Origin of the sequence: Winogradskyella bathintestinalis, assembly GCF_030407435.1 — a bacterium.
In the GTDB taxonomy this organism is placed as follows: domain Bacteria; phylum Bacteroidota; class Bacteroidia; order Flavobacteriales; family Flavobacteriaceae; genus Winogradskyella; species Winogradskyella bathintestinalis.
In genome coordinates this window covers 422,572-442,278 of record NZ_JASDDK010000001.1, presented here as the reverse complement: position 1 = coordinate 442,278, position 19,707 = coordinate 422,572, and the positions used below count along the sequence as shown (strand labels likewise).

General features: G+C 34.3%; 17 protein-coding genes. 6 read left to right on the top strand and 11 right to left on the bottom strand.

Translation table 11 applies throughout. The annotated features are described in order from the left end of the window. Positions 1–19 precede the first annotated feature (19 nt). The 8 genes from QMA06_RS01735 to QMA06_RS01700 all read right to left on the bottom strand — a co-directional run bounded on the left by QMA06_RS01735 (position 20) and on the right by QMA06_RS01700 (position 7,036). Entirely contained in the window at positions 20–841 is an 822-nt protein-coding gene (locus QMA06_RS01735) for an META domain-containing protein (protein ID WP_290205130.1), read from the bottom strand. A 49-nt stretch (positions 842–890) separates the two neighbouring features. Continuing rightward, the gene (locus tag QMA06_RS01730; RefSeq protein ID WP_290205129.1) at positions 891–2,105 is read right to left on the bottom strand and encodes an aminotransferase class V-fold PLP-dependent enzyme; all 1,215 of its coding nucleotides are present in this window, start codon (positions 2,103–2,105) and stop codon (positions 891–893) included. Positions 2,106–2,161: 56 nt separating this feature from the next. Next, positions 2,162–3,475 carry a Fe-S cluster assembly protein SufD gene (sufD, locus tag QMA06_RS01725; protein ID WP_290205128.1) on the bottom strand — a complete coding sequence of 438 codons (1,314 nt, stop codon included), beginning with the start codon at positions 3,473–3,475 and terminating at the stop codon, positions 2,162–2,164. Positions 3,476–3,633: 158 nt separating this feature from the next. Further along, on the bottom strand, positions 3,634–4,386 hold the full coding sequence (sufC, locus tag QMA06_RS01720) for a Fe-S cluster assembly ATPase SufC (RefSeq protein ID WP_290205127.1): 753 nt from the start codon (positions 4,384–4,386) through the stop codon (positions 3,634–3,636). 4 nt (positions 4,387–4,390) lie between these two features. After that, positions 4,391–4,798: a hypothetical protein gene (locus QMA06_RS01715; protein ID WP_290205126.1), complete on the bottom strand. Its 408-nt coding sequence runs from the start codon at positions 4,796–4,798 to the stop codon at positions 4,391–4,393. Positions 4,799–4,851: 53 nt separating this feature from the next. After that, positions 4,852–6,300, bottom strand: coding sequence for a Fe-S cluster assembly protein SufB (sufB, locus tag QMA06_RS01710; protein WP_290205125.1), 1,449 nt, complete (start codon positions 6,298–6,300; stop codon positions 4,852–4,854). 20 nt (positions 6,301–6,320) lie between these two features. Continuing rightward, positions 6,321–6,650 carry a HesB/IscA family protein gene (locus QMA06_RS01705; protein ID WP_290205124.1) on the bottom strand — a complete coding sequence of 110 codons (330 nt, stop codon included), beginning with the start codon at positions 6,648–6,650 and terminating at the stop codon, positions 6,321–6,323. 146 nt (positions 6,651–6,796) lie between these two features. Further along, positions 6,797–7,036, bottom strand: coding sequence for a hypothetical protein (locus tag QMA06_RS01700; protein ID WP_290205123.1), 240 nt, complete (start codon positions 7,034–7,036; stop codon positions 6,797–6,799). A 300-nt stretch (positions 7,037–7,336) separates the two neighbouring features. Between QMA06_RS01700 and thiL the strand changes: the two genes are divergently transcribed. Next, on the top strand, positions 7,337–8,389 hold the full coding sequence (gene thiL / locus QMA06_RS01695; protein WP_290205122.1) for a thiamine-phosphate kinase: 1,053 nt from the start codon (positions 7,337–7,339) through the stop codon (positions 8,387–8,389). A gap of 287 nt (positions 8,390–8,676) precedes the next feature. Here the strand turns inward: thiL and QMA06_RS01690 are convergent, their stop codons facing one another. Further along, positions 8,677–8,919: a hypothetical protein gene (locus tag QMA06_RS01690; RefSeq protein WP_290205121.1), complete on the bottom strand. Its 243-nt coding sequence runs from the start codon at positions 8,917–8,919 to the stop codon at positions 8,677–8,679. Positions 8,920–8,997: 78 nt separating this feature from the next. Beyond that, entirely contained in the window at positions 8,998–9,774 is a 777-nt protein-coding gene (locus QMA06_RS01685) for an alpha/beta fold hydrolase (RefSeq protein ID WP_290205120.1), read from the bottom strand. 265 nt (positions 9,775–10,039) lie between these two features. Here QMA06_RS01685 and QMA06_RS01680 point away from each other — a divergent pair, with 265 nt between their 5' ends. The 4 genes from QMA06_RS01680 (at position 10,040) to QMA06_RS01665 (ending at position 15,230) form a co-directional block, all read left to right on the top strand. Beyond that, positions 10,040–11,593, top strand: a complete 1,554-nt coding sequence (locus QMA06_RS01680; protein ID WP_290205119.1) for a serine hydrolase — start codon at positions 10,040–10,042, stop codon at positions 11,591–11,593. Next, positions 11,594–12,898, top strand: coding sequence for a branched-chain amino acid transport system II carrier protein (gene brnQ / locus QMA06_RS01675; RefSeq protein WP_290205118.1), 1,305 nt, complete (start codon positions 11,594–11,596; stop codon positions 12,896–12,898). Next, positions 12,898–13,602 (top strand): DNA adenine methylase, encoded by a 705-nt coding sequence (locus tag QMA06_RS01670; protein ID WP_290205117.1) that lies wholly within the window; start codon positions 12,898–12,900, stop codon positions 13,600–13,602. The genes brnQ and QMA06_RS01670 overlap by 1 nt, the downstream gene beginning before the upstream one ends. A gap of 299 nt (positions 13,603–13,901) precedes the next feature. Further along, positions 13,902–15,230 (top strand): aspartate kinase, encoded by a 1,329-nt coding sequence (locus QMA06_RS01665; RefSeq protein ID WP_290205116.1) that lies wholly within the window; start codon positions 13,902–13,904, stop codon positions 15,228–15,230. 99 nt (positions 15,231–15,329) lie between these two features. Here QMA06_RS01665 and QMA06_RS01660 read toward each other — a convergent pair whose 3' ends face one another. After that, on the bottom strand, positions 15,330–16,619 hold the full coding sequence (locus QMA06_RS01660) for an aminopeptidase P family protein (RefSeq protein WP_290205115.1): 1,290 nt from the start codon (positions 16,617–16,619) through the stop codon (positions 15,330–15,332). Between the two features lie 181 nt (positions 16,620–16,800). Between QMA06_RS01660 and QMA06_RS01655 the strand changes: the two genes are divergently transcribed. Further along, positions 16,801–19,644, top strand: coding sequence for a beta propeller repeat protein (locus QMA06_RS01655; protein ID WP_290205114.1), 2,844 nt, complete (start codon positions 16,801–16,803; stop codon positions 19,642–19,644). Positions 19,645–19,707 lie beyond the last annotated feature (63 nt).

Genomic DNA, 19,707 nt, shown 5'->3' with positions numbered 1-19,707 from the left:
GTGCAAAATTACAAAATCACTATTGTTTTATAGTGTTTTCTTTAATGGATAACACTTTATTAACTAAAGCTTCAATAGCGCTTGGCGGATTTCCGTGGTCAAAAGCAGGGGTTGTGTATTCCATATCGCCTTGTGTAATGGATAGGGTGGCATATGCTGCTCCGTCAAATTGATGTTTTTTGGAAGGCGCATCCAGATCTTGCATCATCTCAAAATCTAATCGCTTAATGAGTTGATACACTTCATTCCATAGGTTAGTGTCTATGGTGTACGAATTAATATTTTTAAGATCACGATCTTTAGAAATTAGTATGTTAGATTCGGTAATTACTATATAGTCGAACTCAGCTCTGGATAAGGCTTGATACTTAACTGACAGTTGATTTGAATAATTATCCAACTCACTTTTTTCCGAAGACACTACTTTTGATATGCCTTTTATTAAAACAACATCTTTAGATAAAAAAGATATGATATTTCCACGTTTTGAAAACGAATCAACCGAATTTAAAGATTTTAATATTTGATTTTCAAATGTCATAATAGGATTTGGGCAAAACTTTTTGGAAGCAGCAATATTATGAAATTTAACTCTATCGTTTTCTAAGGTGTAGTTTCCAGAAAAACTATTACATCCAGCAAATCCTGTGACTTTGTTGGTTGATTCATCAAATGAAATAGTGATTTTGGTTGAGATAACATCTTCTTTTGCAAGTTGAGTTATGGCATAAGTTCCAGATAGCGTTTCTTGAATTATGTTCCTTTGCTTTATGACATTTTTAGACGAATCACAAGAATTGAAGGTTAGGATAAACGCGAACAAACTGAGTAAAATTTTCATCAATGACATATTTATTACTGAAAAGATACACTTTTAATGGCAAAGGTAATTACGACAACATCATAATAGCTTTTTTTAGAGCAACGATAAAAGTATCAATTTCCTCCTTCGTATTATAAAACATAAAAGAAGCACGTATGGTGCCAGGAATGTTATAAAAGTCCATAATCGGTTGCGCACAATGGTGACCGGTTCTAACAGCGATTCCCATTTTGTCTAGGATGGTTCCTATATCGTAGGGATGAATAGCGCCCACATTAAAAGATATAACTGAAGTTTTTTCTTTTGCCGTACCGTAAATCTTTAAGTCGTCAATTTTGAGTAATTCTGAAGTCCCGTAGTCTAAAAGTTCATTTTCATAGGTCGCAATAGAATCAAAACCGATAGCATTCATATAATCTAAAGCTGATCCGAAAGCAATGCCTCCACAAATATTAGGTGTACCTGCTTCAAATTTATGTGGTAATCCAGCGTATGTGGTTTTTTCAAATGAAACTTCAGCAATCATTTCGCCACCGCCTTGATATGGTGGTAATTTATTGAGCCACTCTTCTTTACCATACAACATACCAACACCTGTAGGACCGCACATTTTGTGTGCTGAACACACATAGAAATCAACATCCAAAGCTTGGACATCAGGTTTTATATGTGGGCAAGATTGTGCGCCATCGACTAAAACGGCAGCTCCAACTGAATGTGCTTTCTCAATAATATCTTCAATAGGATTTATGGTTCCTAAAGCATTTGAAATATGATTTACAAAAACTAGTTTCGTATTGTCATTTAATAACACATCGTATTCTGACATAACTAATTCGCCATTCGCATTCATCGGAATGACTTTCAGAGCGGATCCTGTGCGCTCACAGAGCATTTGCCAAGGTACAATGTTACTATGATGTTCTAAGGCAGAGACCAACACTTCATCTCCTTTTTTCAATATTGAAGAAAATCCGTTGGCGATTAAATTAATGCCATGCGTTGTACCAGAGGTATAGATAATTTCATGACTGTGTTTGGCGTTAAAATGATTTTGAATTTTTAGCCGTGCTTGTTCGTATGCATCAGTCGCTTCTTGACTTAAACTGTGTACCCCTCTGTGAATATTGGCGTTATAATTACTGTAGTAATCTACAATTACATCAATAACTTGCTGAGGTGTTTGTGATGTTGCTGCATTATCGAAATATACTAGAGGTTTACCATTAACGGTTCTGTTAAGGATAGGGAAATCTTTTCTAATTTTCTGTACGTCTAACATAATTATTTAACCATAATAGGTTTCTAAAAAACCTTAAAAGTCAGTATTCAGATTGACTATAAGTCGAACCCAATATTCACTCCTAGTTTATTAGCAATAATTTTAGTGATTCTGTTCTTAATTTCAGGAATCTTTACAGAGTCTAAAACGTTGTTACTAAATGCAAACATCAATAAAGCTCTAGCTTCTTTTTCGGGAATACCTCGAGAGCGCAAATAAAACATAGCACTCTCATCTAATTGACCAATAGTACAACCATGAGAACATTTTACATCGTCTGCAAAAATTTCAAGTTGAGGTTTGGTATTAATACTCGCTTTGTCACTCATTAAAACATTATTGTTGGCCTGAAAAGCGTTGGTTTTTTGTGCTTCTTTTTCAACCACAACTTTCCCATTAAAAACACCTGTTGAATTATCATCAAAAATACCCTTGTAATCTTGATGACTTTCGCAATTTGGTTCTATATGATGCACTAAAGTATTATGGTCTACATGTTGCTTATCTCCAATAATCGTGATGCCTTTCATGGTAGAATCTATGCGTTCTCCATTTTGGTAGAAGTTGAGATTGTTTCTAATCAGTTTTCCGCCAAAAGAAAAAGTATGCACTTTAGCTAAACTTTCTTGTTTTTGATTGACAAAAGTATTATCAATTAAGGATGCACTTTGTCTATCGTTCTGAATTTTATAATAATCTACAATGGCACGCTTGTTTGTAAAAATCTCGGTTACAGAATTTGTTAAAACCGGATTGTCCGTTAAACTCTGATGACGTTCTATAATTTGTACATGTGCATTCTCGTTGACTACAATTAAGTTTCGAGGTTGTAGCATAACGGCCGCTTCATTGCCTGTTGAAAAATGAATGATTTGAATCGGTTTTTCAACCACTTTATTCTTAGGGATATTGATGTAAGCTCCTTCATAAGAAAATGCCGTATTTAAAGAAGATATACCATTCTTTGCAGCGATTTTATTAAAATAATTATCAATAATTACTTTGTATTTTGGTTTGGTTAAAGCTGCAGACATTAAACAAACATCTAATCCATCGTGCGTAGTTTGAGACAAATGTGATGCATATTTTCCATCAATAAAAATAATTTTGTACGCATCTATATCATGGATAAAGTATTTCTTAACGTCCTTAAATTCAATATCATTTTCATGCTTTGGAAACACGCTATAATCATGTTTCAAAATTGAATTCAATGAGGTATATTTCCAGTCTTCTAAACGCTTAGAAGGGAATCCTTCTTCCTCAAACGTTTTTATAGCTTCAGTTCGAATATCATGTATTGAAGAGTGTACATCAACAGTGTCTTCAAAGGCCATAAATGACGATACTAATTTTTCTTTTAATTCCATTCTTATTCAGTTTTCAGTTTTCTGGCGCAGTATTCAATTTTTCAGAAATAGTGCCAAAAAATCTGCTTACTATATTATATTAAAACGTTCTGTTAATAAAAGAGGAATCAGTTTCGAGTAAGCAACTGCCTACTGAAGACTGAACCCTGCTAACGAATTTAAGCGCTAACCTCTTCCTTAATCCAATCATAACCTTTAGCCTCTAACTCGTGTGCTAATTCTTTTCCACCTGATTTTACAATTTTACCATTATGTAATACATGTACAAAATCTGGAACGATATGGTCTAACAAGCGCTGGTAATGTGTTATTACAATTACAGCGTTATCTTTAGATTTTAATTTGTTGACACCATTAGCTACAATACGAAGCGCATCAATATCTAAACCAGAATCGGTTTCATCTAGGATGGCTAATTTTGGTTCTAACATCGCCATTTGAAAGATTTCATTTCGCTTCTTTTCACCGCCAGAAAAACCTTCATTTATAGAACGGGACAAAAACTTACGATCAATTTCTAAAAGTTCAGATTTATCGCGGATCATTTTCAGCATATCTTTAGCTGGCATATCTTCTAAACCTTTGGCTTTGCGAGATTCGTTAATGGCTGTTTTCATAAAGTTGGTGACACTCACACCAGGTATTTCAACAGGGTATTGAAATGAAAGAAATATGCCCTTGTGTGCGCGTTCTTCGGCTGCAAGTTCATCGATATCTTCACCTTCTAATTCAATTGAGCCTTCATTAACTTCATATTCTTCTTTACCAGCAATTACAGCAGCTAAAGTACTTTTACCAGAACCATTTGGTCCCATTATAGCATGAACTTCTCCTGCTTTTACTTCGAGATTAATCCCTTTTAAAATGGCTTTATCTTCTATACTTGCGTGTAAATTATTAATTTTTAACATAGTTTTAATTTGCTAATTTTATAACGTCTTTTGCTTCTGAACTTGGCGCTTCTACCTTTAATATTTCTTTAATTTCAACTCGGTATTGCCAACCTTCTTCATCTTTATTTTTTTCGAATTTTCTAACTCTCACAGTTACAGGAACCATATCAGTCGCTTCTTTTTTAAATGCTTTTACTTGCGCTTCTAATAGGTGCATATTTTCGTCAATAACCACTCCATAAATTTCTTTCGGAGTTTGTAAAACAGCAGCATCTGCATAATATACAAAGTCACCTCTTAAAGTGGTGAATCCATCGTTTTGATCGTAGGATTTTGCTCTGTTATCCTCAAGATTAACGTCTTGTTTGGCTTCGTTTTTGCAACCAAATAGAACCAATGTTAAGATGAAAAGAATACTGATTTGTTTCATTTTTATTTATTTTGCGTTGTGGTTTTCTCTGTGCTGAACCAGGTTTTTAAATGTTATCCAACAGAACCTTCTAAACTGATCTCTAATAATTTTTGGGCTTCTACAGCAAATTCCATTGGTAATTTATTAAGAACTTCCTTACTAAAACCATTTACGATTAATGCAATTGCTTTTTCAGTATCAATACCTCTTTGGTTACAATAGAAAATTTGATCTTCACCAATTTTACTCGTGGTTGCCTCGTGCTCAATCATAGCACTTTTGTTTTTCGCTTCGATATATGGAAAAGTGTGAGCTCCACATTCATTACCCATCAATAAACTATCGCATTGCGAAAAATTTCGTGCATTTTCTGCTCGAGAATTGATTTGAACCAATCCACGATATGAGTTTTGTGAATGACCAGCCGAAATACCTTTAGAAATAATAGTTGATTTTGTGTTTTTTCCTAAGTGGATCATTTTAGTTCCGGTGTCGGCTTGCTGATAATTATTAGTGACAGCAATAGAATAAAATTCACCTACTGAATTATCTCCTTTTAATATACAACTTGGATATTTCCATGTTACCGCAGAACCCGTTTCTACTTGGGTCCAAGAAATTTTAGCATTTTTCTCACAAAGCCCTCTTTTCGTTACGAAATTAAAGACACCACCCTTACCTTCAGCGTTTCCTGGGTACCAGTTTTGTACCGTAGAGTATTTTATTTCGGCATCCTCCATGGCAATCAATTCTACAACAGCCGCGTGCAATTGATTTTCGTCACGGCTTGGAGCTGTACAACCTTCCAAATAACTTACATAACTGCCTTCGTCGGCAACAACCAAGGTTCTTTCAAATTGACCAGTCCCTGCTTGATTAATTCTGAAATATGTAGATAATTCCATTGGGCAACGTACTCCTTTAGGTATATAACAGAACGATCCATCACTGAAGACAGCAGAGTTTAAAGCTGCGTAAAAATTATCTTTTTGTGGTACCACAGTGCCCAAATGTTTTTTTACCAATTCTGGATGTTCCTTTATAGCTTCAGACATACTCATAAAGATAATGCCTTTCTCTCCTAAAGTCTTTTTGAAAGTTGTTGCTACTGATACCGAATCAACCACCACATCCATGGCCACACCAGCTAATTTTTTTTGCTCATCTAATGAAATACCGAGTTTTTCAAAAGTGGCTAATAATTCTGGGTCAACTTCATCAATACTATCGTATTTTGGTTTACTATTTGGTGCCGAATAATAAGAAATTGCTTGAAAGTCTGGTTTTTCGTAATTTACATTAGCCCAATCTGGCTCTTCCATTTCTTTCCAAATCTTAAAGGCCTCTAATCTCCAAGCTGTCATCCATTCTGGCTCTTCTTTCTTTTTAGAAATTGCTATAACAATCTCTTCATTAAGCCCATTGGGAAATGTATCGGATTCTATATCTGTATAAAAACCATATTCGTATTCTTTGGTTTTTAACTCTTCTCTAAGATCGTCTTCAGTGTACTTTGACATAGTTTGTCTTTCAGTTTATTTTATAATGAAAATGATTCTCCGCAACCACATGTGCGGTTAGCGTTAGGATTGTTGAAAACAAAGCCTGTTCCATTCAACCCTCCAGAATATTCTAATGTAGTTCCAATGAGATAAAGAAAACTCTTTTTATCTACGATAATTTTAATATCGTTATTTTCAAAGACTTTATCTTCTTCGGCTTGTGATTTATCAAACTTTAAATCGTACGATAAACCAGAGCAGCCACCACTTTTAACACCAACTCTAACATAGTCGGTGCTTGGGTTGAAGCCATCATCAGTCATAAGTTCCATGACTTTCTTTTTTGCGTGATCAGACACTTTAATCATATCGTTTAACTAGATTAGTTCTAAATAGAATGCAAATATACGATATAACAAAGGTTTAACCATAGCTACTAACATTATATTAGTATATGATTTAATAATGTAAGACTATGAAGGTGAATCTATGTCACAGTCAATAAAATAAGAGGCTATATTGCTACTTTTGTTTTAGGGAAGTGCCTAGTGAGTCGATATAATTCTTGCAAGGTGTCGGCAATTTGGCTGTTAGAAACTGTATAGTTTTCAAAATTACCATAGCGATCGGTTACAACAACTGTTTCACAGTGCGAACAAGTCATTTCTATGGTGTGATCTATATTAGTTTTTGATCGTTCATAATTGTGACCAAAAATGGCACACGGCAATATTTTCGTAGAAGTAGGTTTCATTCAATTAGCGTATTTTTGGGGGGTACAATTTATATAAAAGCTTATTAAAAATAGGTCAAAACGCTAATATTTTCGATGAAATACACTGTTTTTTGTAATATGGCTATGAAATTGGTCTTAGAAGTACATATTTTAATAACCTAGGCTACAACTTATTGACAAGCATTTTTTAAAATATTTGCTTTAAGTTATGTGGTCATTTCAATTTCGGTAAATATCATTTAGTAGTTGACAGCGAATTAAGCAATAAATAATTCTTTAAATAGGGACTATTAAAAAAAAGCATAATATTTTTGCATTATGATTGAAGATAAAAACCCACAGCGCACTCCGTTGAGTGAATTAGGAGAATTTAAACTCATTGAGCATTTAACATCTCATTTTAAGATAACACAAAAGTCGACCATAAAAGGTATTGGGGATGATGCTGCTGTTTTAAATTTTGAAAAACAACAAATCGTTGTTTCTACAGATTTATTAGTGGAAGGTGTGCATTTCGATTTAAGTTACGCGCCGTTAAAACATCTCGGTTATAAAGCCGTTGTTGTAAATCTCTCAGATATTTACGCAATGAATGCCACAGCAACACAGGTCACAGTATCGATAGCGGTATCTAATCGTTTTCCTTTAGAGGCACTTGAAGAATTGTATGCAGGTATAACAACGGCAGCTAAAATTTATAATGTTGATGTGGTTGGTGGAGATACCACATCTTCAACTTCAGGATTAATAATTTCTGTAACAGCTATTGGAGAGGTGAAAAAAGGAAACGAAGTTTTAAGATCGGGAGCTAAACCCAATGATTTAATTGTAGTTACAGGTGATGTCGGTGGTGCATTTATGGGTTTGCAGGTTTTAGAACGTGAAAAAGAAGTGTTTAAGGTAAATCCTAATAATCAACCAGATTTATCCATGTATACCTATATCATAGAACGACAATTAAAACCCGAAGCACGTAAAGATATTGTTGAGCTATTGAAAACTTTAAATGTGAAACCAACGAGCATGATAGACGTTAGCGATGGTATTTCCTCTGAAATTATTCATTTGTGCAAGCAGAGTAATGTTGGTGCAGATGTATACGAAACGAAAATTCCATTAGATCCTCAAGTTATTTCAACTTGTGAAGAATTCAATGTGGATAGTACTACTATAGCTTTAAATGGAGGAGAGGATTACGAATTGTTAATGACAATTTCTCAAGACGATTTTCCTAAAATAAAAGGAAATCCAAATTTAACGGTTATAGGATATATAACTGAAGAAGATAGAGGAATGCATTTGGTAACGAGAGCGGAAGAAAAAATTCCGATTATTGCTAAAGGTTGGAATGCACTTAAAAATCAAGCATAACAAATTGTTGACTTTTTTCTAAACGCTTCTTATGCACGCGGTGCAATACGTTATTAATTTCTTTGAATTTTGAAGTTAAAGGAATGAAATGTCCATTTCCATCGATAGTCATTTCAGTTTTACATTTTCTACACTTATATTCTTTAACATAATATGTAATGTCTTTGGAAACTTGGTAATTGTGTCCAAATAACGAGCAATAAACATTTTTCATTAACTAGTTTTCTATAGGGTTTTTAAAGGGATTGGAATATAAGAAAATTAGTGGCTAAAAAAGTTATTAACAATTAATAAATCGACGAACTGAGCATTTTTTGCTTTAAACGCATCGTTCTGTAGTTATAAACGCGTTCTAGCACTGAATTTATTTCTTGACGGGTTTCGGTTAATTCTGTGAGGCTACCATTAATCGTTGTAGTTACCTGTTTTTTACAGCATTTACAGGTGTACTCATTAACGTGATTGGTTACTTTTTTAGTGATTTGATAGTTATGACCAAATAAATCACAGTATAGTTTTGTAGGTTTCATGATGGGTAGGTTTACAATTTCTTTTCTGATTTATGAAGTAAACTTAGAAAAAAACAATTAACAAAACGTTAAAGGGGTTTATTTTTCGATAAGTTGTATTAAAATGTCAGTTAATTCTGATTTATTTTCAATATGACTCATATGTCCTTCCGAAAATTCGACATAATCAATAGGGGTGCTTTTTACTTTACTGATAAGCCGGTTGCCATTAATTAAAGTATCCTTTTTACCAATAATTACTAATTTTTTTGCATCTAAGTGTTTAAATACCTCAAAACGATCGGGTCTTACTTTCATGCCTTCAGATGCTGCAATATAGCCTTGTACTGGAATTTGAAGTGCAATTTGCAAGGCTTCACTAAATTCGTTTTTAAATTTAATTTTACTTTCCACCGCAAATAGATTTTCGAAAGACATACGAACTAAATTTATAAAATTGGTTTGTGCCATTTTGTTTGCTCGCGTTCTCAATGCTTTTTTATTTTCATCATCTGCTTCAAATGTAGAATTCATTAAGCATAAGCTTGTAAAAAGATCAGGATGTTTTTCTGCCAAAGCTAAAGCCACATAGCCTCCCATAGAATGACCCACAAAGTTCGCACTCACAATATTGAGATGGTTTAAAACACTAAAAACAGCTTCCGCCATTTCTTCCATGGTATGAATATAACCTAAACAACCAGTTTTGCCATGACCTAGTAAATCAATACAAATAACTTGATGTGTTTTAGAAAATTTTGGAATTAAATGGTTCCACATTGCAGTAGTTTCTAGAAACCCATGAAGTAATACTATGGATTCACCTTTACCATCAACGGTATAATGAATTTGGCTGTTTTTACAATCTATATACATAATGGCAAAGATATATGTTGCAAGTGTTTGATGAGGTGATCTCTAGTTATTCTTTTATGGTAGTAATTTAAATGTTATTAATTGTAATTCCGACACTTTCATAATCTTATAGCAAAAGGAAATAGTGTGATTTAACATTCGCAATTGCATACGTAGAGAATTCGCAATACACTAATAGATAAGATAAATTTGAGACGGTTATCATTATAACATTTTAGTATCTTTGGAAAAGTTTAAACTCCATCAATTTTAAAATTTATAACTCATGTTTGTAAAACGATTAATTACGATACTTCTCCTTGTTATAGCGTTGTCACTAAACGCTCAAATTAAAGAACAGCAACTCGATAACTTAATTAAAGAAACCTTAACCACCTTTCAGGTTCCTGGTATTTCTGTCGGAATTTATAAAGATGGAAAAGTTGTATATTCTAAAGGACATGGTGTTCGTTCGTTAACCAACAAAAAAGATATGAACGATGAAACTTTGGTTGGGGTAGCTTCAAACAGTAAAGGATTTACCTGTTTTGCTTTAGCAATGATGGTAGATGCGGGTAAATTGAATTGGGATGATAAAGTTAGAAAACACATTCCGGAATTTCAGTTATACGATGCTTGGGTAACAGAAGAATTTACAATTAGAGATTTGGTAACGCATCGCAGTGGTATGGGTTTAGGAGCAGGAGATTTAATGTTTTTTCCTGAAGGAAGTGATTTTACCGTCAATGATGTTATTAATAATGTAAAATATTTAGAACCAGAAACGTCGTTTAGAAGCAAATTTGCTTATAACAATAATATGTTCATTATTGCTGGGGAGGTCTTAAAACGGGCAAGCGGTTTATCTTGGGAAGAATTTATCGAAAACAAAATTCTAAAGCCTGTAGGCATGTCTAGCAGTAAAGCCTCTTACAACCGAGTGTCGGACAAAACCAATATTATCGATGCACATACAATGGCTGAAGGTGAGGTTGTTCAGATTCCGCACGATTGGAGTGAAATTGCAAACCCTGCAGGTGGCATTGTAAGTAACGTGCCAGATATGTTGACTTGGGCAGAATTTTTAATGAATGATGCCGTCACAGCAAGTGGAGACCGTTTATTAAGCGAAAAACAATTTCATGAGCTTTGGCAATTACAAACTCCATTAAATGTTTCGGCAAATGATTCTTATAATTCTAATTTTAAAGGTTATGGCTTAGGTTGGTTTGTTACCGATGTAAAAGGCGGACACAAACAAGTTTATCATACCGGTGGTTTATTAGGAACAGTAACACAATTTACTATGATCCCAGATTTGGACTTAGGCATTGTGGTATTAACCAACCAAATGAATGGCTCTGCGTTTAATACTATTACCAACACGATTAAAGATTCATATTTAGGCTATGAAAACAGAGGTTGGATTGAAAAGTATGGAAAGCGAAATGCAGATTATATTAAATACAATGATAGTTTAAAGGCTGATGTTTACGCTAAAGTTGAAAAAGCCGCAAAACTAAAGAATTTACCAAATCCTAAACATATTGTAGGAACGTACACAGACGATTGGTTTGGGGACGTGATAATTTCGCATAAAGCAAAAAAAGGTTATACCATAAAGAGTAAACGGTCTTCAAGATTGTATGGCGAGTTGCTGCCATTGAACGCCACTACTTTTGTTGCCAAATGGAACGATAGAAGTTACGATGCAGATGTCTATGTGCGATTTACTTATAATGAAAAAGGTGACGCTGTTTCTGCAACTATGAAATACATTGCTCCAATCACTGATTTTAGTTTTGATTTTCACGATTTGGAACTTTTAAAAATCAAATAATTGAATATACAACGTAAAGAACTTCTAGTCACTAGCTTCGGGTTATTTTCTCTGTTTTTCGGTGCAGGAAACTTATTGTTACCGCCATTACTAGGTTATAACGCTGGTGAGGATTGGCTTTGGGTCACTATCGGATTTATGATTACCGCTGTAGTGATTCCAATTATTGGAATTTTAGCCCATGCGAGATTACAAGGTACATTGTTTGATTTTGGTAAAAAGGTGTCACCCACCTTCAGTTTAATATATTGTATATTAATTTATTGTATTGCCGTTGCGATTCCTTCACCTAGAACGGCAGCGGCTACGCACGAAATTGCTATTTTTCCGGCCTTTGGTACCTCTCCTTTGTTAACAAGTGCCATTTATTTTACTTTGGTTTTAGTATTTGTGTTGAATCGTTCCAAAATTCTTAATTTTATAGGTAAGTTCTTAACTCCTTTAATTGTTGTTATGTTATTACTTGTAATAGGAATAGGTTTGTTTTCTTCACAATTGTACGCAGAAGCTCCAAATTACGAAACACCAATTGTGACTGGCTTATTAGAGGGATATCAAACTTTTGATGCGATAGGAGCTGTTGTTGTAGGAGCCGTAATAATTGTATCATTAAACTTTAAAAACATGGCCGTCGAAGCCTACGAGTCTAAACGATCATTGATCCGAAAATCAGGGTTTATAGCGGGCATGGGCTTATTTGTTATCTATGCAGGTTTAATTTCTGTCGGTGCTTATTATGGTTCTGAAATTGATGTGAATTCAGAATTAAGCAATGATATGCAGCGTGCCAATTTATTGCGTGGTATTAGTATTGCTTCCTTGGGTGAATTTGGAAATACCCTTTTGAGTATTTTAATTTCTTTAGCTTGTTTTACTACGGCCATTGGTATTGTTGCGGGTACAGCGGACTATTTTAAAGGTTTGCTGAATAATTCGCAAACGGTTTATGTAATTACGGCAATCATGGCCTGTGTTCTTGGAGTTGTGGTTGGTCAACTTGATTTTAATAGTATCATTATGGTGGCGATTCCTGTATTATTATTTATTTATCCGATTACCATTATACTCATTTTATTAAATATTTTACCCGAAAAGTTGGCAACCCCTGTAATATTTAGAGCGGTGGTGATTGTTACTTTTATATTTAGTATTCCAGATGTTATTGGGTTTTTAAGTCCTACTGAAAATTTAATAACCTTAACTAGTTATATTCCTTTCGCAAGTCATAGTTTGGGTTGGGTATTACCAGCTTTGGTGGTTTTTATTATTACAGCGCTTGTTCAACCAAAACTGAAACGTTTTTAATGAAGTACATGGGCAGCAAGGCACGATTTGCCAAGGACTTATTACCAATTATTCTGAACGATAGAAAACCAAATCAAATCTATCTCGAACCATTTGCCGGAGGTATGAATATGATTGAAAGCGTAGAGGGTTTTCGCATAGCTAACGATCAACATGAAGAGTTAATGGCTATGTGGCAAGCTTTAATTTATGAAAATTGGGATCCTCCACAATTGGTCAGTGAACAAGAATACAAGAAAATTAAATACAATCAAGAAGATTATCCTAAACATTTGGTTGGGTATGTGGGCTTTAATTCGTTTGGTGGGAAGTGGTTTGCAGGTTACCGACGTGATAAAGAAGGCAAGCGCGATTATTGGGGAGAACATTATCGGAATATCTCAAAGCAAGTTCCAAAATTAGAAGGAGTGGTTCTATCTTGTAAATCTTACTTAGACTTAAATATTTCAAAAAATAGTATTATCTATTGTGACCCACCTTATGCTGCAACAACCAAATATCGCAATTCGTTTAAACATGACGAATTCTGGGATTGGTGCCGAAAGCAAAGCAACGCTGGTCATCAAATTTTTATTAGTGAATACAATGCACCGAAAGATTTTAAATGTATTTGGGAAAAAGGATCAAAAACTACCTTTTCCTGGCACGCAGAAAACGACTCAACTAAAGAAAGTGTAGAGCGCTTGTTCGTTTTTAAAGATTAGAATATAATAGAGATAGTTACATTCATATTGGAATTTTTTTCCGAGGAGAAATAATATTTCAAGGCAATCACATTTGTATAATATTGATGTTGTTTAAAAATTGACTTTTAAATTTCCTTAAAGTAAGCTTCAAACACATTATTTAAAATACCATAAATGCGTATCAAACAGCTCATGCGGTTTTCGCTCTATTATAATTTGTTGTATAATTAACATTTTGTGTAAAAACAGACTTATTTTGACATTTTTATGTTTTTCCCAAAAATCGCCAATACCTTTGTTTTATAAATTTAGAGAATATGTTAGTATATAAGTTTGGTGGTACATCAGTAGGTTCTGTTGTCAACATGAATCATGTAAAAGATATTATAAGCCCAGCTGGAAAAAAAATTGTCGTGTTATCTGCAATGTCGGGTACTACAAATGCTTTGGTAGAAATTTCTGGCTTAATAGCGACTCAGAAGTTCAATCAAGCTAAAAAACAAATTAAGAATCTTCGCGAAACTTACAATCAAACGGTTAATGATTTGCTCCAAGATAAATCCCTTCATACAGAAGTAAGCCATTATCTGAATTCAATATTTGGGGCTTTGTTAGAGGCCGTTAATGAGCCGTTTTTACCATTACTACATAACACAATACTCGCAAACGGAGAATTGTTATCAACCTTTATGTTTAGTAGATTGTTACAGCAAGAAGGGTTAAAAGTTGCTTTATTGCCTGCATTAGACTTTATGCGAATCGATAGAGCTGACGAGCCAGATAATTTTTACATCAAGCAGAATTTAGAGCGATTAATACAACAAACTAATAATGCAGATATTTATATCACTCAGGGTTTTATTTGTTTAGATGCCGACGGGCAAATCACCAATTTACAACGAGGTGGTAGCGATTATACGGCCACTATAATTGGCGCAGCCATCAACGCAGCGGAAGTACAAATCTGGACAGACATTGATGGATTTCATAACAACGATCCACGTTTTGTAAATGGCACTACAGCACTATCAAATTTATCTTACGATGAAGCTGCGGAATTGGCTTATTTTGGAGCGAAGATTTTACATCCACAAACCGTAATGCCAGTGCGTAATTTAGATATTCCGTTACGCCTCAAAAATACAATGGCTCCTAATGCACATGGTACACTAATTACCAATCAAATTCATGGTGAAGGTATAAAAGCCATTGCTGCCAAAGATAATATTACGGCTATAAAAATAAAATCGGTACGCATGCTGCTAGCTCACGGGTTTTTAAAGAAAGTCTTTGAAGTCTTTGAAAAATACGAAACCTCTATAGATATGATTACAACGTCTGAAATCGCCGTATCTCTTACTGTTGATAATACCACACATTTAGAAGGAATTACTGAAGAATTAGAAAAATTCGCGACCGTTGAGCTCGATGATTATATGAGTATCGTTTGTCTCGTTGGTAACCAAATTATTTATCATCCAGATACTCCAGAACTCTTCCAAATACTGCAAGATGTCAATGTTCGTATGATTGCTTACGGTGGCAGCAATAATAACATTTCATTATTAGTAAATACGAGCGATAAATTAGAAACGCTGCAAAAATTACAGCGTTATGTGTTTACCGATCGTTTAGTTGAGGTTTAAAATATATAGAGTAATAAAATCATCAAACTTGCGGAGAAGTTTTCGATATATAAATATGTAGTTTACAACAATCAGAAATAAGTTCTTTTAATTCAAGAATTAATTCATAATATCCTCAATTTCTTCAGCTTCAATAGGAATATTGCGCATCAAGTTAAAAGGTTCACCTGTGTCTTGTATAACTACATCATCCTCTAATCGAATTCCGAAACCTTCATCTGGAATATAAATACCAGGTTCTACGGTAAAGACCATATTTGTTTTTATGGGTTCGTGAAGTAAACCATAATCATGAGTGTCTAGTCCCATATGATGCGAAGTTCCATGCATAAAATACTTTTTATAAGCAGGCCAATCTTTATCTTCATTTTGTACATCGGCTTTGTCTAATAAACCAAGGCCTAATAATTCTGATGTTATTAATTTGCCAACTTCCACATGATAATCTGCCCAAATTGCACCAGGAATTAATAATTTTGTCGCCTCATTTTTTACGCGATTAACAGCATTGTAAACCTCTTTTTGACGTTTAGTGAACTGACCCGAAACAGGAATTGTTCTACTCATATCACTCGCGTAATTTGCGTATTCTGCACCAACATCTAAGAGGATTAAATCGCCGGCCTTACATTGTTGATTATTTTCAATATAATGTAGTACGTTGGCATTGTTACCTGAAGCTACAATTGGAGTATAGGCGAAGCCTCGTGAACGATTGTTTAAAAACTCGTGCATAAACTCAGCTTCAATGTTATATTCCCAAATACCAGGCTTCACAAAGTTTAAAATTCTTCGAAACCCTTTCTCTGTGATATTGCAAGCATTTTGTATAAGGTCAATTTCCAAAGGATCTTTTACAGATCGTAAACGCTGTAAAATAGGATTGCTTTTTTCTACCTTGTGTGCTGGGAATTGTGATCTTATTTTTTTATTGAATCGTGCTTCACGAGTTTCGGTTTCTGAGTTGGCGCGGTAATGTTCATTTGTGTTTATGTAAATCGTTTCGGCTTGCGCCATGATTTCTTTCATGATTTTATCGAAATCTCCTAACCAATACACTGTTTTTATTCCAGAAGTTTCTAGTGCTTTTTCTTTGGTTAGTTTTTCTCCTTCCCAAACGGCAATATGCTCATTGGTTTCCGTTAAAAATAAAATTTCTCGATATTTTGAATTCGGAGAATCGGGAAACAATACCAAAATACTTTCTTCTTGGTCTACACCACTTAAATAAAATATATTACGATCTTGTTGAAAAGGCATCGTACTATCTGCGCCAATTGGATAAATATCGTTAGAATTGAAAACTGCTAAACTATTTGGCGTCATCTCAGCCATAAAGTTTTTGCGATTTTTTATAAAAAGTTGGTTGTTGATTAGATCGTATTTCATAGGTGTTATTTTGAATTTGAATTCACACTCGCCATTAATAAAGTGTATGTATTATATCCCAAAAATAACAAACTAAACGGCACGTAAAAAGTCAAACCTTACAATCTCGTAAACTTTAAGAGACTTTTATGAAGATTTATTCTGAAATGTGTAATTTCATCGCGATAAAAATTCAACATGTATGTTTAAGTCAAAATTCTTTTTTTTAGCATTAATTGTAACTTCATTTTCTGCTTTTTCCCAACAACCTGCTACTGCTGCAGAAACCGTGCAAAAAGCTTTGGTTGAAAAACGAAAAATGGCAGAAAGCTCCTTAGTAAAAAATGTACCTTTTAGAAATATTGGGCCAACCATTATGAGTGGGCGTGTTGTAGATATTGATGTTAACCCAGAGAAGCCTTCGGAATTTTATGTGGGTTATGCTTCTGGAGGTGTCTGGCATACCACAAATAATGGCACCACATTCACATCGATTTTTGATAATTCTGATACTCAAAATGTGGGCGATATAGCTGTAGATTGGAAAAATAGGACCATTTGGGTTGGTACAGGAGAAAATAATAGTTCGCGATCGAGTTATGCTGGTATCGGTATTTTAAAATCATCAGATAATGGAGCCACTTGGGAAAATGTAGGTCTTTCAGATTCGCATCATATAGGTCGTATTTTAATTAATCCTAAAAACCCTGACGAAGTAGTAATTGGCGTAACAGGACATTTGTATTCTCCAAACGATGAACGCGGAGTTTATAAAACTACTGATGGCGGAACAACATGGAACAAAACGCTATTTGTTGATAACGCGAGTGGTATTATTGATATACAGCATGCGCCAGATAATTTTAGCGTTATGTATGCAACGTCTTGGACTAGGGACAGAAAAGCTTGGAATTTTACGGGTAGTGGAGATAATTCTGCCATTTTTAAAAGTATTGACGGAGGAGATACTTGGGAAAGAATTTCAACAAAGAACAGCGGTTTTCCAACAGGCCAAGGTGTAGGTAGAATTGGTATTGCAGTATTCGATGAAACTACTGTTTATGCATTGCACGACAGTCAGTTTCATAGAGAAAATCAAACGAAGAAAAGTAATGCTTCAGGATTATCAAAAGAGGATTTTAAAACTATGAATGTTGATGCATTTTTGAAACTGGAAGACAAAAAGCTTAACGAATATTTAAAAACTAATGGGTTTCAAGAAAAATATAGAGCATCAAATGTAAAGCAATTAGTAAGTAGTGGCACTGTAAAGCCTGTTGATTTAGCTAATTATTTAGAAGATGCCAATGCCTTGTTGTTCGATACGCCTGTTATTGGGGCTGAGGTTTACAAAAGTACGGATGGTGGTAAATCTTGGAACAAAACACACAAGAATTATATTGATGGATTATACTATAGTTACGGTTATTATTTTGGGGAAATTAGAGTAGATCCACAAGATAAAAACGGAATTTATATTTTAGGAGTGCCTATATTAAAATCGAAAGATGCTGGTAAAACTTTTACATCGATCAGTCGTGAGAATGTGCATGCCGATCATCAGGCGCTGTGGATAAACCCTAAAATGCAAGGTCATTTAATCGACGGAAATGATGGTGGACTCAACATGAGTTACGACGATGGTGAAAGCTGGATTAAGTTAAATTCGCCAGCTGTTGGTCAGTTTTATACGGTAAATGTAGATAATGAAAAGCCCTATAATGTATATGGAGGTTTGCAAGACAATGGAGTTTGGGTTGGCGCAAATAACGCTCGAGAAGATAAAAGCTGGCACCAACAAGGACAATATCCTTGGGAGTCGTTAATGGGTGGAGATGGAATGCAGGTTCAAATTGATAGTCGTGATGCAAATATTATATATACGGGTTATCAGTTTGGTAATTATTTTAGAATTAATCATAAAACAAATACGCAAACATATATTCAGCCTAAACATACTTTGGGTGAAACTCCATATCGATTCAATTGGCAGACCCCGATTTTATTGTCGCCACATAACCAAGATATTTTATATTTAGGCGGAAATAAATTAATGCGCTCTATGAATAAGGGCGATGATTTTGAAGCTATTAGTGATGATTTAACCCATGGTGGAAAAAAGGGAAATGTGGCTTATGGAACATTAACAACTATAAGCGAGAGTCCATTTCAATTTGGCTTAATTTATACAGGTAGTGATGATGGAGCCGTCAATATTACAAAAGATGGAGGTGGTAGCTGGACGACAATTTCTACCACATTACCAAAAGATTTGTGGGTGAGTAGAGTAATTGCTTCTCAACATAAAAAAGAACGCGTTTACGTTACATTAAATGGATACCGTTGGGACGATTTTAAAGTTTATGCTTATGTGAGTGATGATTACGGCAAAACTTGGAAATCTATAAGTAGTAATATACCTGCATCCGCTGTTAACGTGATTAAAGAGGATGCTACAAATGAAAATTTATTGTATTTGGGAACCGATAATGGTGCCTACGTTTCATTTAACAGGGGAGCATCTTGGGAAGCGTTTGTAAACGGCCTTCCAAACGTTGCTATTCATGATATTGTTATTCAACCTGAAGCTAAAGATTTATTATTAGGAACGCATGGGCGAAGTATTTATAAAGCTAATATAGAAGGGATTCAGATTATAAATACCAACGAAACATCCAAAAATATTACTTTTATGGATGTACAGCCTATTAAACATTCTGAGAGGTGGGGAAGTTCTTGGAGTCCTTGGTTTAGTACTTTTGAACCAGAGTTATCAATTCAATTTTATAGTAATTCCTCAGGAAATAAAACCTTAAAAATTCTTTCTGAAGATGATGTTGAATTAGTAACGAAGTCGATAGAGGTCGAAAAAGGATTTAATTATGTGGATTATAATTTAGAGCTTTCTGAAAAAGGAAAAAAGGCTTTGATAAAAGAAAATAAGAATATCTATTTTAAAGAAACGGGCAATAAAAAAAATTATTTACCTCAAGGTACTTACACCATTGAAATTGATAAGGTTAAAACAAAACTCGAAATAAAGTAATTTAGGATTTACTTAAATTCATTCTAAATAATTAATTATAATAAAGCACAGTTGTCAAAACGG